This window comes from Streptomyces sp. I05A-00742 (genome assembly GCF_013055795.1).
Lineage (GTDB): Bacteria > Actinomycetota > Actinomycetes > Streptomycetales > Streptomycetaceae > Streptomyces.
Window position 1 is genome coordinate 1 of the sequence record NZ_JABETO010000022.1, and the last position, 20,051, is coordinate 20,051.

Sequence of the window (20,051 nt, forward strand, 5' to 3'; positions counted from 1 at the left end):
CGGTATTTCGTGTTTCCAACCCTACCAGATCCGTTTTCCGTTCCGTTTCCGGTTCGGAATCCTTTTCCGGTCCCTGTTGGAGGGGGTTTGTTTCGCGCCTTCCGGCGTGATCACTACTTTAGCGGATTCCCCCGGCGACTCCTAATCGGAGTCCGGAACCGAATTCCGGCATGCCGAAATCAATCCCGTTCAAGGGCCGTGCAGTAGTGGATCCCGCCGAGTGGCGTGAGGTACCGCCGCTGAGAACCGGGTCGGCTTCGCGGCAGCTCGGAGTACATTACGGATCCGCTGCCCCAGTGTCAACCCGGAGTCCCGCAGGGGTTCAAGCAGGGGTTCAAGCAGGGGTCGGCAGGCAGCCGACGGGGCGTCAGTCGAGGTCCCTGAGGCGGCCGCCGGCGTCCGGTTGGGCCGTCTCGACCCGGCGGAGCAGGCGGATCAGGAGCTCGCCGAGCTTGCCGCGGTCCTCGCCGGAGAGGTCCTGGAGGAGTTCCTCCTCGAAGACGGAGGCGAGGCGCATGGCCTCCAGCCACTTCTCGCGGCCGTCCTCCGTGATGCCGACGATGACGCGTACCCGGTTGCTGCCGTCGCGCTCCCGGGTGACGAGGCCCTCCGCGACCATGCGGTCGATGCGGTGGGTCATGGCGGCCGGGGTGAGGCCCAGTCGCTTCGCGAGCTCGCCCGGGCCCAGGCGGTACGGGTGGCCGGCGAGGACGAGGGCCTTGAGGACCTCCCACTCGGCGTTGCTGATGCCGAGCTCGGAGGTCTGGCGTCCGTAGGCGACGTTCATGCGTCGGTTGAGCCGGCTGAGGGCCGAGACGACCTTCTCGACCTGCGGATCGAGGTCCTGGAATTCGCGCTGATAGGCGGCGATCTGTTCTTCGAGGCTCGGCTCGGCGGAGCCGGGGGTGTCAGCCATGGGCCGCAGTATGACACGACCGCTTGCCGCTAAAGCCCTTTGATGTGTACTCTTTAGCTTCGAAATTTACATCTGAAGTCTTCAGGCCTGGACTGTTGCTTCCTGGGTGCTCCGCCCCAGGGCCGCCGGTCCAGGCCGTTCCACGACCTAGGAAGGTGAGTGTGACCACCGCGATGGGCGCAGCACTGCGCCGGATCCAGCTGGGCAACGCGCTGAGTGCGTTCGGCAACGGCTTCACGGTTCCGTTCCTGTTCATCTATGTGTCTCAGGTGCGGAACCTCGGTGCGAGTACGGCCGGTGTCGTGCTCGCGACGTTCGCCGTGGCCGCGCTGTTCGTGCTGCCCTTCGTCGGTCGGGTGATCGACCGGCGGGGTCCGCTGCCTGTTGCCGTCGCGGGTACGGTCTCCGCCGCCGTCGGCTCCATGGGGCTCGGGCTGGCCGAGAGCGAGGTGCTGGTGGTCGCCGCGGCGGCGGCGCTCGGTGCCGGTATAGCGGTCGTCCAGCCGTCGCTCGCCACGATGATCGTCTGGTGCTCGACGACGACCACGCGGTCGCGGGCGTTCGCCATGCAGTTCTTCCTCAACAACCTCGGTCTCGGTGTCGGTGGTCTGCTGGGCGGCCAGCTGGTGGACACGTCCGACCCGTCTAGCTTCGTCCGGCTGTTCGCGATCGAGTCCGTGATGTTCCTGGTGCTGGGCGCCACGATCGCGACCGTGCGGCTGCCGAAGGCTCCCCGGGTGGAGGACGCGGTGCCGACGGACGGTTCGGCGCGGAACGGCTGGCGGACGCTGCTCGCGGACCGGGCGATGGTGCAGCTGTCGGTGCTGGGCTTCGTGATGTTCTTCGCCTGCTACGGACAGTTCGAGTCGGGCCTGTCCGCCTTCGCGGTCGAGGTCACGCGGATCTCCCCGGCCACGCTGGGGCTGGCCCTCGCGGCGAACACCCTGGCGATCGTGCTGACGCAGTTCGTGGTGCTGCGCCTGGTCGAGCGGCGCCGGCGGAGCCGGGTCATCGCGCTGGTCGGGCTCATATGGACGGTGGCCTGGGTGGCGGCCGGGATCTCGGGGCTCGTGCCGGGGGCGCACGCCGTCGCGACCACGCTGCTGATCTCGACGTACGCGCTGTTCGGCATCGGCGAGTCGATGCTCGCGCCGACGATGGCCCCGCTGGTGGCGGACCTGGCGTCGCCGGGGCTCGTCGGCCAGTACAACTCGGCGTTCGCCCTGGTGAAGCAGTTGGCGCTGGCCGCGGGTCCGGCCGCGGGCGGGCTGATGGCCGGTGCGGGGCTCTACGCGCCGTACATCGCGCTGCTGATCGCCTGCTCGCTCGGCATCTCCGTGCTGGCGCTGCGGCTGGGCCGCCGGCTCTCGCCCGCGCAGGAGAATCCGCTGCGGGCTCAGGAGCAGCGGGCCGCGGTGGCACGGGCCGTGCCGGAGGACGACCGGGTGTCGGTCTCCGGGGTGTCGGTCTCCGTCTGAGCGGTGCGGGCCGCCCGGACGGCGGTCCGGCAACGGTCACCGGCGTCCGGATGGGGGGCGGGCCGGCCTCTCCGCCCTTCCTGCTCCCTACTCCCTTCGCCCTCTCCCCTCACACATGCGCGTGCTTCGTGGGCAGGGCGAACTCGCACCAGACCGCCTTGCCCCCGCCGGGTGTGCGGCGCGAGCCCCAGGACGAGGCGATGGTGGCGACGATGGAGATGCCGCGTCCGGCCTCGTCGCCGGGTTCCGCGCGGCGGCGGCGCGGGAGGTGGTCGTCGCCGTCGGTGACCTCGATGATCAGGCGTCTGTCGGTGCGGCGCAGGCGCAGCCTCATCGGGGGTGTGCCGTGCTGGAGGGAGTTGGCGACGAGCTCGCTCGCGGCCAGGACGCCCAGGTCGCGGAGGTCCGTGGGGAACCGCCAGCTGGCCAGGACGCCGGAGGCGAAGGCGCGGGCGCGTGGTGCGGCCTCGACGCCGCCGAGCAGTTCGAGCGCTGCGTTGTGGAAGAGCTCGGCGTCGTGGCCGGTGCGGGCGGGGTGCTGGAGGACGAGGACGGCGACGTCGTCGTCGTGCTCGTCGGTGATGCCGAGGGAGCGGATGAGCCGGTCGCACATGACCTGCGGTGAGCCCGTGGCTCCGGCGAAGGCGCGTTCGAGGGCGGCGACCCCGTCGTCGATGTCCTCGTCGCGCCGTTCGACCAGGCCGTCCGTGTAGAGGACGGCGCTGGAGCCGGGGCCGAGGGGGACGCTTCCCGAGGTGTGCAGCCAGCCTCCGGTGCCGAGGGGCGGGCCGGTGGGTTCGGCGGCGCGGTGGACGGTGCCCTCCGGGTCGCGGACGAGGATGGGCAGGTGTCCGGCGGAGGCGTAGACCAGTCGGCCCTCGTTGGGGTCGTGGACGGCGTAGACGCAGGTGGCGATCTGGGTGGCGTCGATCTCGGCGGCCAGGCCGTCGAGAAGCTGCAGGACCTCGTGGGGCGGCAGGTCGAGGCGTGCGTAGGCCCTGACGGCCGTGCGGAGCTGGCCCATGACGGCGGCGGCGCGCACCCCGCGGCCCATGACGTCGCCGATGACCAGTGCGGTGCGGCCGGCTCCGAGCGTGATGACGTCGTACCAGTCCCCGCCGACGGCGGTGTCCTGGCCGCCCGGCTGGTATGTGGCGGCGACGCGCAGGTCGTCGGGTTGTTCGAGCTCCTGGGGGAGCAGGCTGCGCTGGAGGGTGACCGCGGCCTCGCGCTGGCGGCGTTCGCTGGTGCGCAGCCGTTCGGCGGCCTCCACCTGGTCGGTGACGTCGGCGGCGAAGATCAGGACGCCCGGCTGGGTGCCGGTGGCCGAGGGGACGCCCACCCGGAGCGGGGAGCAGGTGAAGGTGTAGTAGCCGTCCCGGGGGCGGGTGGGCGCGGGCGTGCCGCCGGGCGGGCCGGCCGCGATGACGCGACGGGACTTGACGGTGCGGGGTTTGCCGCTGCGCAGCACCTGGTCCAGGAGGGCGAGCAGGCCGAGCTCTTCCAGCTCGGTGAGTGCCTCGCGGGCGGGGGCGCCGGGGGGCCTGGGGCCGAAGACGGCGGCGTAGGCGTCGTTGACGTAGGCGATGCGGTGGTCGGGGCCGTGGACGACGGCGACGAGGGCCGGGACCTGGCCGAGGACGTCGTGGACGGAGAGCCCGTCGAGGGTGGCGGCGGGGGTGCCCTCCGCGCTGTGCGGGCCGGACTCGGCGCGTGCGGCGGGCACGGAGCCGGTGGCGGGCGTGGCCGCGGCGGGGGCGGCCGGGGTGTTGCGGTCGGCGCGCGTCGCGGCCCGGCGCTGTGTGCCGGGGAGCCGGGCGCTCCAGCGGGTGAAGTTCACTGAGGATTACCTCGCGGAGTCGGTCCGGATCAGCTCGGCGACGCGTGGTGGCCGAGCCGCGCGCCCGGCACGGGGGCGCGGTGGTCGGTGCGGGGGCCGGCCCCCGAGGGAATGCAGCAAACGTCCAAATCCTCGCGATCGTTACTCTTCGGAAGTGCGAACCCACCCATGGTCACACGTCCAGTGTGGCCGACCGGACTGACATCCGTGAGACGTCCGAGCCGTCGAAGGGAGTTCCCCGCTCCGGAACCGGCGTGGCGCGTGCGTCAACTGGCCTCCGGGTGGCGGCCCGTACCGGCGGCGAGTTCGAATTCGGCCCGGGGGTTCTCCAGCGAGCCGAGCGAGACGATCTCCCGTTTGAACAGCCCGGCGAGGGTCCATTCGGCGAGGACGCGTGCCTTGCGGTTGATCGTGGGGATGCGGCTCAGGTGGTAGGCGCGGTGCAGGAACCAGGCGGGGTAGCCCTTGAACTTCTGTCCGTAGACGTGGGCGACGCCCTTGTGGAGCCCGAGCGAGGCCACGGAGCCGACGTATTTGTGCCGGTAGTCCGCGAGGGAGTGGCCGCGGAGGGAGCACAGGACGTTGCCGGCGAGGACCTTCGCCTGGCGGACGGCGTGTTGCGCGTTGGGGGCGCATTCCACACCCGGCTCGTGCGCCGTGAGGTCCGGGACGGCCGCGGCGTCACCGGCGGCCCAGGCGTTGTCGACCCCCTCGACGCGCAGGTCGGGCCGGCACTTCAGGCGGCCGCGCTCGTTGCGCGGCAGGTCGGTGGCGGCGAGGACCGGGTGCGGTTTGACGCCCGCGGTCCAGACGAGGGTCCTGGTCGGGTGGCGTGAGCCGTCGCTGAGCACCGCGACGCGGTCCTCGCAGGATTCGAGCCGGGTGTCGAGGCGTACGTCGATGTTGCGGCCGCGCAGCTGCCGGACGGCGTATCGGCCCATGTCCTCGCCGACTTCGGGGAGGATGCGGCCGGTGGCCTCGACGAGGAGGAACCGCAGGTCGTCCGGTGCGATGTTGTGGTAGTAGCGGGAGGCGTAGCGGGCCATGTCCTCCAGCTCCGCCAGGGCTTCCACGCCCGCGTAGCCGCCTCCGACGAAGACGAACCTGAGGGCGGCGTCGCGGACCTCGGGGTCCCGGGTGGAGGAGGCGATGTCCAGTTGTTCGAGGACGTGGTTCCGCAGGCCGATGGCCTCCTCGACGGTCTTGAAGCCGATGCCGTGCTCGGCGAGGCCGGGGATCGGCAGGGTGCGGGAGACGGACCCGGGGGCGATGACCAGCTCGTCGTAGGGGATGGTCAGGGCTTCCGCGCCGGCCTCCTCGGTGGCGAGCGTCCGTACGGTGGCGGTCCGCGCGGCGTGGTCGACCGCGGTCGCCTCGCCGACGAGGATCCGGCAGCGGTCGAGGGCGCGGCGGAGCGGTACGACGACGTGCCGCGGCGAGATGGAGCCGGCCGCCGCCTCGGGGAGGAAGGGCTGGTAGGTCATGTAGGGGTCGGGGCTGACGACCAGGACCTCGGCCTCGCCCTTCCGCAGCTTGCTCTGGAGGTGCAGCGCGGCGTACATGCCGACATAGCCGCCGCCGACCACCAGAATGCGCGGCACGTCCCTCTCTGCCGCTTCCTTCACCGCCGCTTCTTTGGCCAAAGCTGCCCCTTCGCATCCTCGCGGTCACACAGCTCCCTTCCATGACGCACCCGGCGCCGGTGTTTGTCCACAGGGCGGGGAGAAACGTATGACTGGAGGCGAAGCCGGAGGACCGATGTTCCGATTGCCCCCTCGGCGGCAAGGTATGCAGGTCAGCGCGGATCCGCCGGGGTGGTGAGGTGGTGCGGAATCAATCCCGGCCCGGCGCGTACTCCCATTGGGGGTGACCTGTGCGGAACTACCCTCTTCTTTCTTGACCTGGGCTCAACTATGTTCGTACTTCGTCGGGGTACAGGCAGAGGTCTGCCCCGGCAGTCAGGGCGGGGAGTCTCCGGGGGGAGACGTCATAACCGGGGGAACGTATGAGCATTCAGAGCTCTCATTGGTCGACCGCTGTCGCGCCCTCCGACGGGAACGGTGGTCGTAGTACGCCGTTGCGCGTGGACGCTCAGCGCAATCTGGAGCATGTGCTGCGGGCGGCTCGCGAGGTCTTCGGCGAGCTGGGGTACGGGGCGCCGATGGAGGACGTGGCGCGCAGGGCCCGGGTGGGCGTGGGGACCGTCTACCGACGGTTCCCGAGCAAGGACGTACTGGTCAGGCGGATAGCCGAGGAAGAGACGGCACGGCTGACCGAGCAGGCGCGGACGGCGCTGGGCCAGGAGGAGGAGCCGTGGTCGGCGCTCTCCCGGTTCCTGCGCACCTCGGTGGCCTCGGGCGCGGGGCGGCTGCTGCCGCCGCAGGTGCTGCGGGTCGGGGTCGAGGGGGAGTCCGCCGAGCCGGTGGCGCCGCCGCAGGCCCGGGTGCCGCAGCAGCGGCAGCCGGGAGCGGCCGGTGGCCAGCTCCACGAGCTGCGGCTCGTCGAGCAGCGGCCGGTGTCCGACGGGCAGCGGGACGGCTCGGGCGCCACGGCGCTGCTGGAGGTCGTCGGGCGCCTGGTGGACAGGGCTCGTGCGGCGGGTGAGCTGCGGGCGGACGTGACCGTCGCCGACGTGCTGCTGGTGATCGCCACCGCTGCTCCGTCGCTGCCGGACGCGGCCCAGCAGGCGGCCGCCTCGTCGCGGCTGCTGGACATCCTGCTGGAGGGTCTGCGCTCGCGACCGGCGGCTTGACGGCCTCATGGCCGGCCGTACGGCCTCACGGCCGGTGGCCACGGTCCGCCGCGGGGCGGCGGCGGTGGCCACGGTCGGTCGGGGCCACGGCCTGATGGCAGCGGTGGCTCGTGAGCCGGGGCGGCGGCCTGTACGGCGGCTTCCCCGGCTCGTGGGCCCTGGGACGGTGGCCCGGTACGGCGGGTGGACGGACGGCTTCCACGGGTTGTGAGTCGGCGTGGCGTCGTGATGCCGGCTCGGGGGTGTTTCCTCCCGGGCTCTTGGCCGGGGCGGGTTCTCGCTCTCTCGCCGCGGGTTTCGGGCGGCGGTCGCACGGGCCGACTCGGGGCTCCCGGCGCGTCCGCGCGCGATGGACCGTGCCGACGACTTCGTACGAGCGTGACAGGGGCGAGCGTGACAGGGGCGCACCCGGACGAACCGAGTGCGCCCGGAAGGATGGTGGATGTTCGGATAAGTGTTCCTGTTCGAGTGACTCCTGGGGCGGTGGAGACCGGCCGGGGGTGAGTGGTTCCTGACGCTCCGGTGTGCGAACGCTCCCCGGACGAGTGGTTGCCGTTCGTGCGTCTGCACAGCCGCACGCGCGTGTGCCAGGCTGGCCGCTGTTCGGTGTCCGGCGTGCACGGGAGCCTCCGCTATGGGTCTTGACGGGCGGGAAGAGCCGTACGGGAACGAGGAGGCGGGTGCCGCGGCATCGCACCGGGCGCCGTCCGGCGTGCCCGGACAGGGTGGTCCACGCGGCCGCGGTCGCGGGCGGCACGGAGGGTCGCGGCCGAGCGTTCCCCAGCAACGCGGGAGCGAGTGGGGCGGCGCCTTCGACGCAACCCTCGCGCGCCCGTCCGACGGCGCTTCCGGCAGTGGAGCTTCCAGCAGCGGTGCTTCCGGCGGCGCTCTCGTCCCGGGGGCGCCGACGCCTCCGGGCCTGCCCGGTCCCGACGGCGCGTCCATGGAGCCCTCGGCGTCCACGGAGTCCTCGGGCGAGGCCGGGGCCCCCGGGAGCGGTGACGACGCGGGCGGTGACGGCGACGGAAAACAGGCCGGCACCGACGCCGGCAGGGCCGGCACGGAGGACAACGACTGCGCCGAGGCCGATCCGCCGCTCTCCGACACGGAGTTGGTCGCACGGCTGCGCGACGGCGAGGACGTGGGCGGGGAGGCGTACGCCCTGCTCTACCGGCGGCACGCCGCCGCGGTGCGCGGCTACGCCCGCACCTGCTGCCGTGACGTCCACACCGCCGAGGACCTGACCAACGAGGTGTTCGCCGCCACGCTCCAGGCGGTGCGCCGGGGGGCCGGGCCCGACACGGCGGTGCGCGCGTACCTGCTCACCACCGTGCGGCGGGTGGCCGCCGCCTGGGCCCGGAGCGCGCGGCGGGAACAGCTCGTCGAGGACTTCGCGGTCTTCGCCGTGTCCGCGGCCGGCGCCTCGGTGGCCCCCGAGGACACGCCGGTCGACCCGGGCGCGGACGTCCGAGCCATGCGGCAGGCCGAGACCTCCCTCGCCGTCCAGGCGTTCCGCAGCCTGCCCGAGCGGTGGCAGACGGTGCTCTGGCACACCACCGTGGAGGAGGAGACGCCCAGCCAGGTCGCGCCGTTGCTGGGGCTGAGCCCCAACGCCACGGCCGTGCTGGCCCACCGGGCCCGCGAAGGCCTGCGTCAGGCGTACCTGCAGGCCCATGTCAGCGCGTCGCTGACCTCCGCCGGGAGTTGTGCCCAGTACGCCGACCGGCTCGGCGCCTACGCGCGCGGCGGGCTGCGGATGCGGGCCGAGCGGGGGCTGCGGAAGCACCTGGCGGAGTGCGCCCGGTGCCGCACGGCGGCGCTGGAACTGGCGGACGTCAACGCGCGGTTGCGCGCGGTGCTGCCGGTGGCGCTCATCGGCTGGTTCACCGCCGGGGCCTCGGTCAAGGCGGTCGCGGGACTCGCGGCCGGCGCGGGGACGGCCGCGGGCGCCGGTGCCGCGGCGGCGGCCGGGTCCGGAACGTCCGGTGCGGGGGGTACGAGCGGTGGTGCCGCGGTGGGTGAAGGGCTGGGCGCTCCGGCAAAGGTGGCGCTCGGGGTGGGGGCGGCCGTCCTCGCGGCGGGTGCCGTCCTCGCCTACGCCCTGTCCGGCGACTCCCCCGAGCCGCCCAGAAAGCCGCAGGCCAGAAGCTCGGCGGCGCCCGTCGTCCCGTCCCGTGAGCCCGACCCGACCCCGCCGGAGCACCGGTCCCCCGCGCCCCGGCCGGTCGCGAAGCACGCGGCCGCGCCCGCCCCCGCCTCGTCCCCCGCGCCGACCCCGACGCCCGCCGCTTCGCCGTCCGCCACCCCGTCGGCGCCCCCGCCCCCGACCCGCCCCGCTCCTCCCCCACCGCCTGCCCGGAAGCCGTCCCCGAAGCCCACGCCGCCCCCTCCCGAACCCACCGTCTACCGGCTGAACGACCTGGACTTCGACGTGTTCGGGGACGCCGCGGATCCGCAGGTGCGGATCGACGAGGGCAGCCTGGTGTGGCAGCGCGAGGGGCTGCGGGTCGGCGGCGTCACATACCGCCATGGGGTGAGCGTCGGCCCGTCGTCATCGGTCGCCATCGATCTGAACCGTTCCTGCACGGCGTTCGACGCGATGGCGGGCCTCGACGATCTGTCGCTCGGCTTCGGGTCGGTGCGGTTCTCGGTCTTCGCGGACGGGGAGCGCCTGTGGACGTCGCGTGTCGTGCACGGCGGGGATCCGGCCGTCCCCGTCCACACCGCGTTGACCGGCCGTCGGACGCTCCGGCTGGAGGTGGAGACGGTGGCGCCCGGCGAACGGACGCCGGAGAAGTGGGAGGAGTCGGAGGAGCGGCCGGACGGGGGCGACGTGCTCGCGGCGGTGCACCGGGCGGCGCTCGCGTCGGTCGCGCGGACGGCGCTCGCGGAGCCGGCGCTCGCGGACTGGGCGGCGTCCCGGATCACCTGCACCTGAGGGCACTACAGGCTCGGCCGCGGCACCACTCCGCTCGCCACCGCCCGCATCCGCGGTGCCGCCGGGCCCGTCCAGCAGGTACCGCGCCGGGCGAGCAGCCGTCGCAGCCACACCTCCGTGGCGACCAGTTCGGTGAGGCCGTCCAGGGGCAGGGGCGTGCCCTCGGCGGCGGCCTGGAGGGCGTTGCGGACCACTCCGGCCTCGATCAGTCCCGCGTCCGCGAGCAGGGGGGCGTCGAACAGCTGGAGGAGGGGCGCCGCGTAGGCCCGTAGGCCCGCGCGGACGGCCGCGGTGTGCGCCGCGTGCGTGGGCGCGCCCCAGCCGGGCGGCAGGTCGCGGATACCCGCTCCCGCGAGGACGGTGCGCAGGATGGCGGCGCGCGCCCCTGGTTGTACGCGGAGCGCCTGGGGCAGCGCGCGGCAGGCCCGGACGACCTGGTTGTCGAGAAAGGGGGCGTGCAGCCGCTGTCCGCGGATCTCCGCCGCCTGTTCGAGGATGCGGTGGTCCGCCGCGTGCCGGCCGAGGGCGGCGGCGGCCCGCTGCTCCCCAGGGCGCTGCGGCAGTCCCGTCGGCCGGATGGCGGCGGACTGGAGGCGGACCGACACCTCCGCGAGCGCCGTTCCCGTGAGCCACCGTGCGGCGGGTCCGGGGCGGCACCAGGTGAGGGCCGCGAGCGAGGCGTCCACGGCGCCCGGCGGACCGGCGGAGTCCTCGCCCGCGGCGAAGCCGGGTGCCAGGAACCGGGCCGCGGCCTCCTCCAGTCCCTCCCGGTAGGACGTGCGGGCCAGTCGGCGCGCCGCCCGGTAGACGGTGAGGGGGACGAGCACCGAGAACCCCCCGAGCGCCGGCGACCCGTCCGCGCGGGCCAGTGCGGAGACCGGGCGCAGGAGGTGGCGGCGCCGACGGCCCATCAGGAGGTCGGCGAGGCGCGCCGGATGGGCGTCGAGCACCTGTCGGGCCCCGTGTCCCGTGAAGTGGTCCGCGCTGCCCGCCGCGAGCCGGTGGCGGTGGCGGGCGGCCGTGACGAGGGCGGGTGAGGGTTCGTCGGTCAGCGGCCCGTTCAGCAGGTCGGCGTAGGGCAGGGCCTCCTCGGCCGCGGCGACGACGACGTGGTGCAGTCGTGGGTCGGCGGCCAGGGCCCGGGCCCGGCCGAGCTCCGCCTCGCGCGCCCCGCCGCGGTCCGCCACCAGGTCGTTGAAGGTGACGACGTGCAGCCGCTCGCCCGCGCCCGTGCCGTGGCCGAGGGGGGTGCCCGGCAGGCCGGGCAGTCCGGCGGCGAGCAGGGCCAGGGTGGCGGAGGCGCTGCCGCCGGAGAGGTCGGCGCCGATGCCGGGGGCCGGGCCGCCGCGGGCCGCGCGCCGGAAGGCGGGTCCCATGCCGGGCACGGGACCGGGGTCGGAGCCGTCGGGGAAGCCGTTGGCGAAGCCGTCCGGTGCGTGGCGGGGTGCGGCGAAGCGGGTGCGCACGGCCTCGACGAGGGCGTCGCGCACGCCGTCCACGGCCTGGGCGGCGTCGCGTTCGGGGGCGGCCACGGCGAGCGAGGCCGTCGGTTCGTACCCCATGATGTCCCGGGCGCCGTCGCGCACCACCAGCGCGTGCCCCGGCGGGACGCGCCGTACGCCGGTGTAGGGCGTGCCGTCGCCCAGCGCCTCGGGGGAGTCGGGGCAGGCGAGCAGCGCGGCGAGGTAGCCGATGTCGAGCTCCGCCTCGACGAGGTCGGCGAGGGGCAGGGCGGCGGTGGCGTAGGCGGTGCCGCCGGCCCAGGCGGTGTGGAAGACGGGCCGGGCACCGGCCAGGTCGCCGGCGACGGTGATGCGACGGCCGATCTGGGCGACGGCCGTGTAGCTGCCGGGCCATGCGGTGAGGTGGCGCAGGGCGCCGCCGCGGGTGGCGAGGAGTCCGGTGCGCAGCTGGTGGTCGTCGGCTCCGCAGCGGCCGAGGACGACGAGGCGGGCGACGGGCGACGCCGTGGTGTGCCGGGTGCCGTTCGGGGGCGGACCGGCGTGGACGACGCGGATCTCGTCGGGGCGCCAGTCGCCCACCGCCCACAGCGGATCCGGGTCGTCCCACAGGAGTTGGGCGCCCACGGGGCGGACCGCCGGTGCGGTGGGGACGCCGGTCCGGGAACCGGCCCCGGAGGTGGTGCAGCTCCACCCCACCAACCAGCGCATCGCCGCCTCCACAGGCTGTGGACAACTATCGAGTAGCAGTCATCATGCACAGCGGGACGGGCGGCGCACATCGAACGGGCCACTCATGGCCGTCGACGAGAGCCTCAACTGGCGGGAAACCGGGGCGAACTGGCGTCACACCATGGCGCATGCACACCCCATGCTGCCACGGTTGACGGCGCATGAAACGGTTTCCGGCCGGACTCCGCCCGGGGCGCGCCCCGGGCGTACGGCGGGTTTCGGCCGTTTCTCGCGAGGCGCGCGCCCTCCGGCAAGGGGCGCCTCGTGCGGCGGAGGGGTGCCTTATTCGACAGGAGGGCGCCTCGTTCCCTCCCGCGAACACCGTCGGAGGCCGGCCTCCCGGGCTCCTCCGCGGACCGTGAACGCCTCCGGGCGGAGGGGGCGTTCACCCCTGTCGGCGCGGTCTGCGCAGCCCGGGAGGCACGAGCCGCACCCCCCGGACCGGTCCGCCGCCCGCGGGGAATGAGGCGACGGCTTCCCCCAGCCCACTGGAACCAGTGCAGCGGGCCAACCCACGCGGAACCATGGAACCGCTCCGGCGATGGCGTGTACAAGGCGCACAGCAGGCGCACGGCCACACACAGCCGGAGCACGCGCCCCTCGATGCACGTACATGCGGACCAGAATCTCGCCATCCGGGACAACGCCCCTTAACGGTCGGGATGTGGGGAACTACGCTGGGTTTACGAATGCCCCGCGCCTATGCCGGGGCGGGCATCGTTGTTGCCGAGGGGTGCGCATGTCCAGGGAGCCACGCGGACCGAACGAGAAGCTGGGCACGGTCCTCGCTCTCGCGGGGATCAGCAACGCCGGTCTGGCGCGGAGGGTCAACGACCTCGGTGCACAGCGGGGATTGACGCTGCGGTACGACAAGACGTCGGTCGCCCGGTGGGTGTCCAAGGGCATGGTTCCGCAGGGTGCCGCCCCCCACCTGATCGCCGCCGCGATAGCGGGCAAGCTGGGCCGCCCGGTGCCGCTGCACGAGATCGGGCTCGCCGAATCCGACCCCGCGCCGGAGGTGGGCCTCGCCTTCCCGCGCGATGTCGGCCAGGCGGTCCGCTCGGCGACCGAGCTCTACCGGCTGGATTCCGCCGGTCGCCGCGGGGGCGGTGGGATCTGGCAGAGTCTCGCGGGATCGTTTTCCGTCAGCGCGTACTCCACGCCCGCGTCCCGCTGGCTGATAACCCCCGCCGACAGTTCGGTGGCGCGGGAACCGCAGCAGGCGGCCCGGGAGCGGGAGGCCGGCACCGTCCCGGACTGCGGTTTACCGCAACGCGTCGGCCACAGCGACGTGTCCAAGCTGCGGGAGGCGGCGGACGACGCCCGCCGCTGGGACTCCAAGTACGGGGGCGGCGACTGGCGTTCGTCCATGGTGCCGGAGTGCCTGCGGGTCGACGCGGCGCCGCTGCTCCTGGGGGCGTACAGCGACGAGGTGGGGCGCGCGCTGTTCGGCGCGACCGCCGAACTCACGCGGCTCGCCGGGTGGATGGCCTTCGACACCGGCCAACAGGAGGCCGCCCAGCGCTACTACATCCAGGCCCTGCGGCTGGCCCGCGCGGCGGCCGACGTACCGCTCGGCGGATACGTCCTGGCCTCGATGAGCCTCCAGGCCACCTACCGCGGTTACGCGGACGAGGGCGTGGACCTCGCCCAGGCCGCCCTGGAACGCAACCGGGGCCTGGCCACCGCCCGCACGATGAGCTTCTTCCGCCTGGTCGAGGCGCGGGCCCAGGCGAAGGCCGGCGACCAGCCGGCCTGCGGCGCAGCCCTCAAGGCCGCCGAGGGCTGGCTGGAGCGGGCCCGGCCGGGCGACCCCGACCCGTCCTGGCTGGACTTCTACACCCAGGAGCGATTCGCCGCCGACGCCGCCGAGTGCTACCGGGACCTGCGCATGCCGCGCCAGGTCCAGCGGTTCACCGAGCAGGCGCTGTCCCGGCCCACCGAGGAGTTCGTGCGCTCGCACGGGCTGCGGCTCGTGGTGTCGGCCGTCGCCGAGCTGGAGTCGGGCAACCTCGACGCGGCCTGCGCGGCGGGGGTGCGGGCGGTGGAGGTCGCGGGGAGGATCTCGTCGGCGCGCACGACGGAGTACGTCAGGGACCTGCTGCACCGGCTGGAGCCGTACGGGAACGAGCCGCGGGTGGTGGAGCTGCGGGAGCGGGCGCGGCCGTTATTGGTGGCTTCGACGGCGTGAGAGGGGGGTGTGCTTTTCCGGCGCTTCCGGCGCTCCGGGCGCTTTCGACGCTCCCGGCGCTTCCCTCGCTCCCGGCGCTTCCGGGTCGCCGCGGTCCGTCGGGGCTGCTCGTCGGCCGCGTTTCCGGCCGGCTTCCGCCCCCTGGGCCCCTCCGTGCTTCGCCCCCGTTCCACGTCCCCTTCCATGCCCTCTTCTTCGCCCCCGTTCTTCACTCTCCCGGCCTTCACGACCTTTCGGCCGTTTCCGGCCTTTCCCCTGGTCCGACGATGTTTCGGCCCGTTGTCAGTGGCGCACGTCATCATAGGAGCCGTGAGTCGGCCGCAGCGGAGACGGCCGACCGGTGCGGGAGGGCGGGGAGGTGACCTCATGGGGGCGTACGACTGCGACGTGCTGGTGATCGGCGGCGGCATCGTGGGCCTGTCGACGGCCTACGCGGTCACGCGCGCCGCGCCGGGCACGAGCGTCGTCGTGCTGGAGAAGGAGCCCGGTCCCGCGCGGCACCAGACGGGGCGCAACAGCGGGGTGATCCACAGCGGGATCTACTACCCGCCGGGGTCGCTCAAGGCCAGGTTCGCGGTGCAGGGTGCGGCGGAGATGGTGAAGTTCTGCACCGAGCACGGCCTGCCGCACGAGGTCACCGGCAAGTTGATCGTCGCCACCGACCGGGCCGAGCTGCCGCGCCTCCACGCCCTCGTCCAGCGCGGCCGGGGGAACGGCATTCCCGTCCGCGAACTGGGCCCGGCCCAGATAGCCGAGTTCGAGCCGGAGGTGCGGGGCGTGGGCGCGATCCACGTCGGCACCACGGGGGTGTGCGACTTCGGCGCGGTCGCCGCCCGCCTGGCCCGGCTCGCCGAGGACGCGGGGGCCTCGGTGCGCTACGGGGCGGAGGTCCGCGTGGTGGGCCGGCGCGGGTCGACGGTCGCCGTACGGACGGCGGACGGCACCGTGGTGCGCGCCCGCGCCCTGGTCAACTGCGCGGGTCTGCACAGCGACCGGGTGGCGCGGCTGGCGGGTGACGACCCGGGGGTACGGATCCTCCCCTTCCGCGGCGAGTACTACGCGCTCGCGCCCTCCGCGGAGGGCCGGGTGCGCGGCCTGGTCTACCCGGTGCCCGACCCGGCCTTCCCCTTCCTCGGGGTCCACCTCACCCGGGGCATCGACGGCCATGTGCACCTGGGTCCGAACGCGGTGCCCGCGCTGGCCCGCGAGGGGTACGCGTGGCGGACCGTACGGCCCCGGGAGCTGGCCGGCACCGCCGCCTTCCCCGGCACGTGGCGGCTCGCCCGCAGGCACTGGCGGTACGGAGCGGGCGAGGTGCGGCGGTCCCTGTCGAAGCCCGCCTTCACCGCGGCGGTCCGCCGCCTCCTGCCGGACGTCACGGCCGACGACCTGATACCCGCCCCGTCGGGGGTCCGCGCCCAGGCGGTGCTCCGGGACGGCACGCTGGCCGACGACTTCCTGTTCGCCCGTTCCCCGCGCATGGTGCACGTCCTCAACGCGCCGTCGCCCGCGGCGACGGCCTCGCTGCCGATCGGACGGGAGGTGGCGCGGAGGGTGCTGGCGGAGCTGCGCTGAGCGGCGCGGTGGCTGTCATGTGCAGAACGTTCCAGGTGGGGCGCCCGCCCGTACTATGGAAGAACTGTGTCCGAGAACCACGCCACCCCCGACGCCCTCGCAGGCCCCGCCTCCGGCAGCCCGGCCGCCGCGCCCCCCTCCGTACCGGCCCCGGCCCGCGCCCGGCGGGAACCGATGTTCCCCGACGGCCCGGCCCCGGACCCGGCCGGCTCGCACCACGAGCGTCGCATCCGCTCGTTCCAGCCGCGCCGCAGCCGGGTCACGACCGGACAGGGCGAGGCCCTGCGCCGCCTGTGGCCCGTGTGGGGGCTGGACATCGACGGCCTGCGCCGGATCGACCTCGACGAGCTCTTCGGCGACCCCGGCCTGCCGGTGGTCCTGGAGATCGGCTTCGGCATGGGCGAGGCCACGGCCGCCATGGCCGCCGCCGACCCGGGCACCGGCATCCTCGCGTGCGACGTCCACACCCCCGGCCAGGGCAACCTGCTCGCCCTCGCCGAGCGGAACGGGCTGAACAATGTCAGGGTCGCCAACGGCGACGCGATCATCCTGCTCCGCGAGATGCTGGCCCCCGACTCGCTCGCCGGGATACGCGTCTACTTCCCGGACCCCTGGCCCAAGAAGCGCCACCACAAGCGACGGCTGATCCAGCCGGAGTTCCTCGCCCTGGCGGCGACGCGGCTGGCGCCGGGCGGGCTGCTGCACTGTGCGACCGACTGGGAGCCGTACGCGGAGCAGATGCTGGAGGTGCTCACCGCCGCTCCGGAGTTCGAGAACACCCAGGAGGACGGCGGCTTCGCCCCGCGCCCCGACTTCCGGCCGCTGACCCGCTTCGAGGGGCAGGGCCTGGACAAGGGCCACGTGGTGCGGGACCTCCTGTTCCGTCGCCGCGGGTAGCGCGGGGGCGGGCCGGGGCCCAGGTGCGGGGCTCAGGAACGGCGCCCAGATCCCGGGCCCAGGCCCGGGGCTCAGGTGCGGCCCTGAAGGCAAACCGCTCCACCCGCACCACGGCCCTTGGCTAGGGTCGTCAAGTGCATGAGTCCCAGCCTCACCAGCAACAGCCCGCCGCTCCGGGCCCGATACCCGTCCACGGGGCACCGCCGGGCTTCGCCGCCCTGCCCGCCCCGGCCCGCTGGCACTACAAGCCGCGCCGCGCGCTCTGGGACAACAAGGCCGTCCGGGCCGGCACCCTCATCCTGCTCCTGGCCCTCTGCGGCCTGCTCATCCTCGCGCTCGTCCGCGAACAGACCGGCACGCAGGGCTTTCTCGTCGGGCTCGGACTCGCGGTACTGCCGGTCCCGCTGCTCATCGCCGCCTTCCGCTGGATGGACCGCGTCGAGCCCAAGCCCTGGAAGGACCTGATCTTCTCCTTCGCCTGGGGAGCCTGCGCGGCCACCCTGCTGGCACTCATCGCGAACAGCTACGCGACCGAGTGGATCATGAACACCGTCGACGTCGCCCCCCGCGAGGACGCCGGCACCTTCGGAGCCACGTTCGTCGCCCCGGTGGTGGAGGAGAGCGCCAAGGCCGCCGCCCTGCTCCTCCTCTTCCTCTTCCGCCGCCGCGACTTCAACGGCATCGTGGACGGCGTCGTCGTGGCCGGCATCACGGCCACCGGCTTCGCCTTCACCGAGAACATCCTCTACCTGGGCAACGCCTACGCCTCCGACCAGAGCTTCGGCGCCTCGGGCTTCTCCACGACGGCGGCCACGTTCTTCGTCCGCGTCCTGATGTCGCCCTTCGCCCACCCCCTCTTCACCTCCATGACGGGCCTGGGCTTCGGCATAGCCGCCGCCCTGCCCACCCGCCGCCGCCTCCTGCGCACCGCGGTCCCCGTCGCGGGCCTGCTCACCGCCATGGTCCTGCACGGCGTCTGGAACGGCTCCGCCTCCCTCCCGGGCCTGGGCTTCCTGGCCGTCTACGCCCTCTTCATGCTCCCCGTCTTCGGCACCCTCACCTGGCTGACGATCTGGTCCCGCCAGACGGAACTCCGCACCATCCGCGCCCACCTCCCCGAATACCAGGCCGCCGGCTGGCTCACCCCGCCCGAGCCCCTCGCCCTCTCCTCCATGCGCGCCCGCGGCATCGCCCGCGACCTCGCCAAACGCACCGGCGGCCCCACCGCCGCCCGCGCCGTCGCCGAATACATCTCCCTCGCCACCTCCCTCGCCTTCCTCCGCCAACGCGCCTACGCCGGCCGCATCGCCCCCGACTTCACCGCACGCGAGCAGGAGCTGCTCCACCACCTCTGGCAGCGGAAGGACGTGGCACAACCGGCGCTGGAACGGGCTTCGATGTCGGTGGCGAGACCGGTGATGGGGCCGCAGGGCGGTTACGGGGTGCCGGGTCCGTATCCGCAGACCACCCCCGGCGCGGGGTGGCAGCCCCCTGGGCCCTACGGTCTGCCTACACCTCCGCCGCAGGGACCAGGCCTGTACCGGTAGCGCTCTGGCACCAGAGACATCGCGTTCAGCCACAGCAACAAAGCGCACTACCCTCAGAACTGTGGCTGACGAGACCGAATGGACACCGCCTGAAGGATCTTGGGCTTCATCGGCTGCCCGCCGCCGCAACATGCAGGCGATCCGCAGCCGGGACACCAAGCCCGAGCACTTGATCCGCCGACTGGTGCACGCCCAGGGGCTGCGCTACCGGGTAGCAGCGAGGCCGCTGCCGGACCTGCGCCGGACAGCGGACCTCGTTTTCCGCCCTGCCAAGGTCGCAGTGTTCATCGATGGCTGCTATTGGCACGGGTGCCCGGAGCACTATGTGCCCCCCAGGACCAATCCTGGCTACTGGTCCGACAAGGTCGCGCGCAACATGGCACGCGACCGTGACACGGATGAGCGGCTGATCGCAGCAGGCTGGTGTGTGCTCCGTTTTTGGGAACACGAACCGTCAGAGACTTGCACCCTCAAGATCATCGCCACGGTCAGAGACCGCCGCGCTGAGCTCAACGCTTCGGCGGACAGCCGGGATTAGCTCCCGGTCCTCCGATGCAGAAGCAGCGCCCGATGTCAGCCATGGCTGGTCAACGGGGCGGAGAACTGCCTTGATGGCCTCGCCGACGGCCCTCGCAACTGGAGGCGGGAAAGCGTTACCGACCTGCCGGTAGCGGGCTGTCTTCCCGCCCTCGAACTGCCAGTCCTGGTCGAAGCCCTGGATGATCGCTGCTTGTGCCACGGTCAGCATCGGACCGTCAGGTCTGAACAGGTCACGCTCGGGGACACATTTGTCAGGATCGTTGGCAACGCCCATGCCGTCAATGCCCAGGGCGGCCCAAGCCGCCTTGGCGCGGCTTGGGCCCAGGTCCGCACCTCCGTGCTTTTTAGAGCCGCCAACGAGAGTCGGGGCTTCACTCTTGCTTGCAGCGTCAAACCACTCGTTGTAGCGGTTCTTGCCCTTGTCTCCATGCGGGGCGAACCGGTCCCACATCGTGTCTTTAAGAGCCTCAGCTACCGAGAGCATCTTGTCGTCGCCAGCTGGCCACTCAAATTTGGCGTCCGCCAGGAACTTCTTATCGATCATTACGAGGATCGCTCGCGGCCTGAGTTGTGGCACTCCATAACGACGGGCCTCAATGAGCTCCCACCCGCAAAACTCGTAGCCGTAGCCTTCCAGATCCGCCACGATCTGATCTCTGTATCCGGCGAACTTCGCATCGAGAATTCCTCGAACGTTCTCGATCATCACAGCCTTGGGCCGAAGCTGTTCAGCGAGGGAAATCATCTCGGGGAAGAGGTCGCGCTCATCTTCCTCACCGAGCTGTTTTCCAGCGACCGAGAACGGAGGACAAGGCACCCCACCGGCCAGCAAATCCAGATCACCCGGCTTCAGGCGGAACTTCTTCAGCTGCTCATGCTCAAAAGGATTGACCCCTTTTACATCCCCCTCAATGACCTCGCACCCTGCCCAGTCCGGAAGCCGCTCTACGTTCTTCCTCAGCGTCTTACAGGCGTACTTGTCGATCTCCAGGAGGGCCAGATGACGGAAACCAGCCTGATGCAGCCCATATGCCTGCCCGCCGGCGCCGGCACAGATCTCAATCGAGGTCAACGGCTCAATCTCTGGGGCTCCTCGGCCGTCAACGCTCATCGGCATGCTCCTCCTGGTACGACGGACACAGATGCCCAAGTTTCGCAGAGCTACCACTGAGCTGCTCGGCATCT

13 protein-coding genes are annotated in these 20,051 nt (G+C 72.8%); 8 read left to right on the forward strand and 5 right to left on the reverse strand.

Annotated features, from left to right (window positions below):
• Nucleotides 1-367: 367 nt before the first annotated feature.
• A complete protein-coding gene (locus HN013_RS20530; RefSeq protein ID WP_171168318.1) occupies nt 368-916 on the reverse strand; it encodes a MarR family winged helix-turn-helix transcriptional regulator in 549 nt (182 codons plus the stop codon).
• Between the two features lie 161 nt (nt 917-1,077).
• Between HN013_RS20530 and HN013_RS20535 the strand changes: the two genes are divergently transcribed.
• Nucleotides 1,078-2,394, forward strand: coding sequence for an MFS transporter (locus HN013_RS20535; RefSeq protein ID WP_171168320.1), 1,317 nt, complete (start codon nt 1,078-1,080; stop codon nt 2,392-2,394).
• Between the two features lie 109 nt (nt 2,395-2,503).
• Here HN013_RS20535 and HN013_RS20540 read toward each other — a convergent pair whose 3' ends face one another.
• Both HN013_RS20540 and HN013_RS20545 read right to left on the reverse strand, forming a co-directional pair.
• On the reverse strand, nt 2,504-4,234 hold the full coding sequence (locus tag HN013_RS20540; protein WP_171168322.1) for an ATP-binding SpoIIE family protein phosphatase: 1,731 nt from the start codon (nt 4,232-4,234) through the stop codon (nt 2,504-2,506).
• Nucleotides 4,235-4,500: 266 nt separating this feature from the next.
• A complete protein-coding gene (locus HN013_RS20545) occupies nt 4,501-5,859 on the reverse strand; it encodes an NAD(P)/FAD-dependent oxidoreductase (protein WP_171168324.1) in 1,359 nt (452 codons plus the stop codon).
• A gap of 380 nt (nt 5,860-6,239) precedes the next feature.
• On the opposite strand from HN013_RS20545, the gene HN013_RS20550 reads away from it, so the two are divergent.
• The gene (locus HN013_RS20550; protein ID WP_171168326.1) at nt 6,240-6,986 is read left to right on the forward strand and encodes a TetR/AcrR family transcriptional regulator; all 747 of its coding nucleotides are present in this window, start codon (nt 6,240-6,242) and stop codon (nt 6,984-6,986) included.
• A gap of 943 nt (nt 6,987-7,929) precedes the next feature.
• Nucleotides 7,930-9,924, forward strand: a complete 1,995-nt coding sequence (locus HN013_RS20555) for a sigma-70 family RNA polymerase sigma factor (protein WP_171168327.1) — start codon at nt 7,930-7,932, stop codon at nt 9,922-9,924.
• A gap of 5 nt (nt 9,925-9,929) precedes the next feature.
• On the opposite strand, the gene HN013_RS20560 is transcribed toward HN013_RS20555, so the two are convergent.
• Complete coding sequence (locus HN013_RS20560) at nt 9,930-12,095, reverse strand: asparagine synthase-related protein (protein ID WP_171168330.1); 2,166 nt, start codon at nt 12,093-12,095, stop codon at nt 9,930-9,932.
• A gap of 760 nt (nt 12,096-12,855) precedes the next feature.
• On the opposite strand from HN013_RS20560, the gene HN013_RS20565 reads away from it, so the two are divergent.
• The 5 genes from HN013_RS20565 to HN013_RS20585 all read left to right on the forward strand — a co-directional run bounded on the left by HN013_RS20565 (nt 12,856) and on the right by HN013_RS20585 (nt 18,864).
• Nucleotides 12,856-14,307, forward strand: a complete 1,452-nt coding sequence (locus HN013_RS20565) for an MFS transporter (protein WP_171168332.1) — start codon at nt 12,856-12,858, stop codon at nt 14,305-14,307.
• Nucleotides 14,308-14,673: 366 nt separating this feature from the next.
• The gene (gene lhgO, locus HN013_RS20570; protein ID WP_171168334.1) at nt 14,674-15,882 is read left to right on the forward strand and encodes an L-2-hydroxyglutarate oxidase; all 1,209 of its coding nucleotides are present in this window, start codon (nt 14,674-14,676) and stop codon (nt 15,880-15,882) included.
• Nucleotides 15,883-15,948: 66 nt separating this feature from the next.
• Complete coding sequence (gene trmB, locus HN013_RS20575; RefSeq protein WP_171168335.1) at nt 15,949-16,779, forward strand: tRNA (guanosine(46)-N7)-methyltransferase TrmB; 831 nt, start codon at nt 15,949-15,951, stop codon at nt 16,777-16,779.
• Nucleotides 16,780-16,913: 134 nt separating this feature from the next.
• On the forward strand, nt 16,914-18,326 hold the full coding sequence (locus tag HN013_RS20580; RefSeq protein WP_171168337.1) for a PrsW family intramembrane metalloprotease: 1,413 nt from the start codon (nt 16,914-16,916) through the stop codon (nt 18,324-18,326).
• A gap of 61 nt (nt 18,327-18,387) precedes the next feature.
• The gene (locus tag HN013_RS20585) at nt 18,388-18,864 is read left to right on the forward strand and encodes a very short patch repair endonuclease (RefSeq protein WP_312018665.1); all 477 of its coding nucleotides are present in this window, start codon (nt 18,388-18,390) and stop codon (nt 18,862-18,864) included.
• On the opposite strand, the gene HN013_RS20590 is transcribed toward HN013_RS20585, so the two are convergent.
• Nucleotides 18,781-19,977 carry a DNA cytosine methyltransferase gene (locus HN013_RS20590; RefSeq protein WP_171168339.1) on the reverse strand — a complete coding sequence of 399 codons (1,197 nt, stop codon included), beginning with the start codon at nt 19,975-19,977 and terminating at the stop codon, nt 18,781-18,783. The genes HN013_RS20585 and HN013_RS20590 overlap by 84 nt on opposite strands.
• Between the last annotated feature and the right edge of the window lie 74 nt (nt 19,978-20,051).

What these genes read in the sequence shown, in the direction of transcription:
- HN013_RS20565 (WP_171168332.1), top strand. Translation starts at nt 12,856, where the DNA reads ATGTCCAGGGAGCCACGCGGACCGAACGAGAAGCTGGGCACGGTCCTC.
- HN013_RS20550 (WP_171168326.1), top strand. Translation starts at nt 6,240, where the DNA reads ATGAGCATTCAGAGCTCTCATTGGTCGACCGCTGTCGCGCCCTCCGAC.
- HN013_RS20555 (WP_171168327.1), top strand. Translation starts at nt 7,930, where the DNA reads ATGGAGCCCTCGGCGTCCACGGAGTCCTCGGGCGAGGCCGGGGCCCCC.
- HN013_RS20590 (WP_171168339.1), bottom strand. Translation starts at nt 19,977, where the DNA reads ATGAGCGTTGACGGCCGAGGAGCCCCAGAGATTGAGCCGTTGACCTCG.
- HN013_RS20530 (WP_171168318.1), bottom strand. Translation starts at nt 916, where the DNA reads ATGGCTGACACCCCCGGCTCCGCCGAGCCGAGCCTCGAAGAACAGATC.
- lhgO (WP_171168334.1), top strand. Translation starts at nt 14,674, where the DNA reads ATGGGGGCGTACGACTGCGACGTGCTGGTGATCGGCGGCGGCATCGTG.
- HN013_RS20560 (WP_171168330.1), bottom strand. Translation starts at nt 12,095, where the DNA reads ATGCGCTGGTTGGTGGGGTGGAGCTGCACCACCTCCGGGGCCGGTTCC.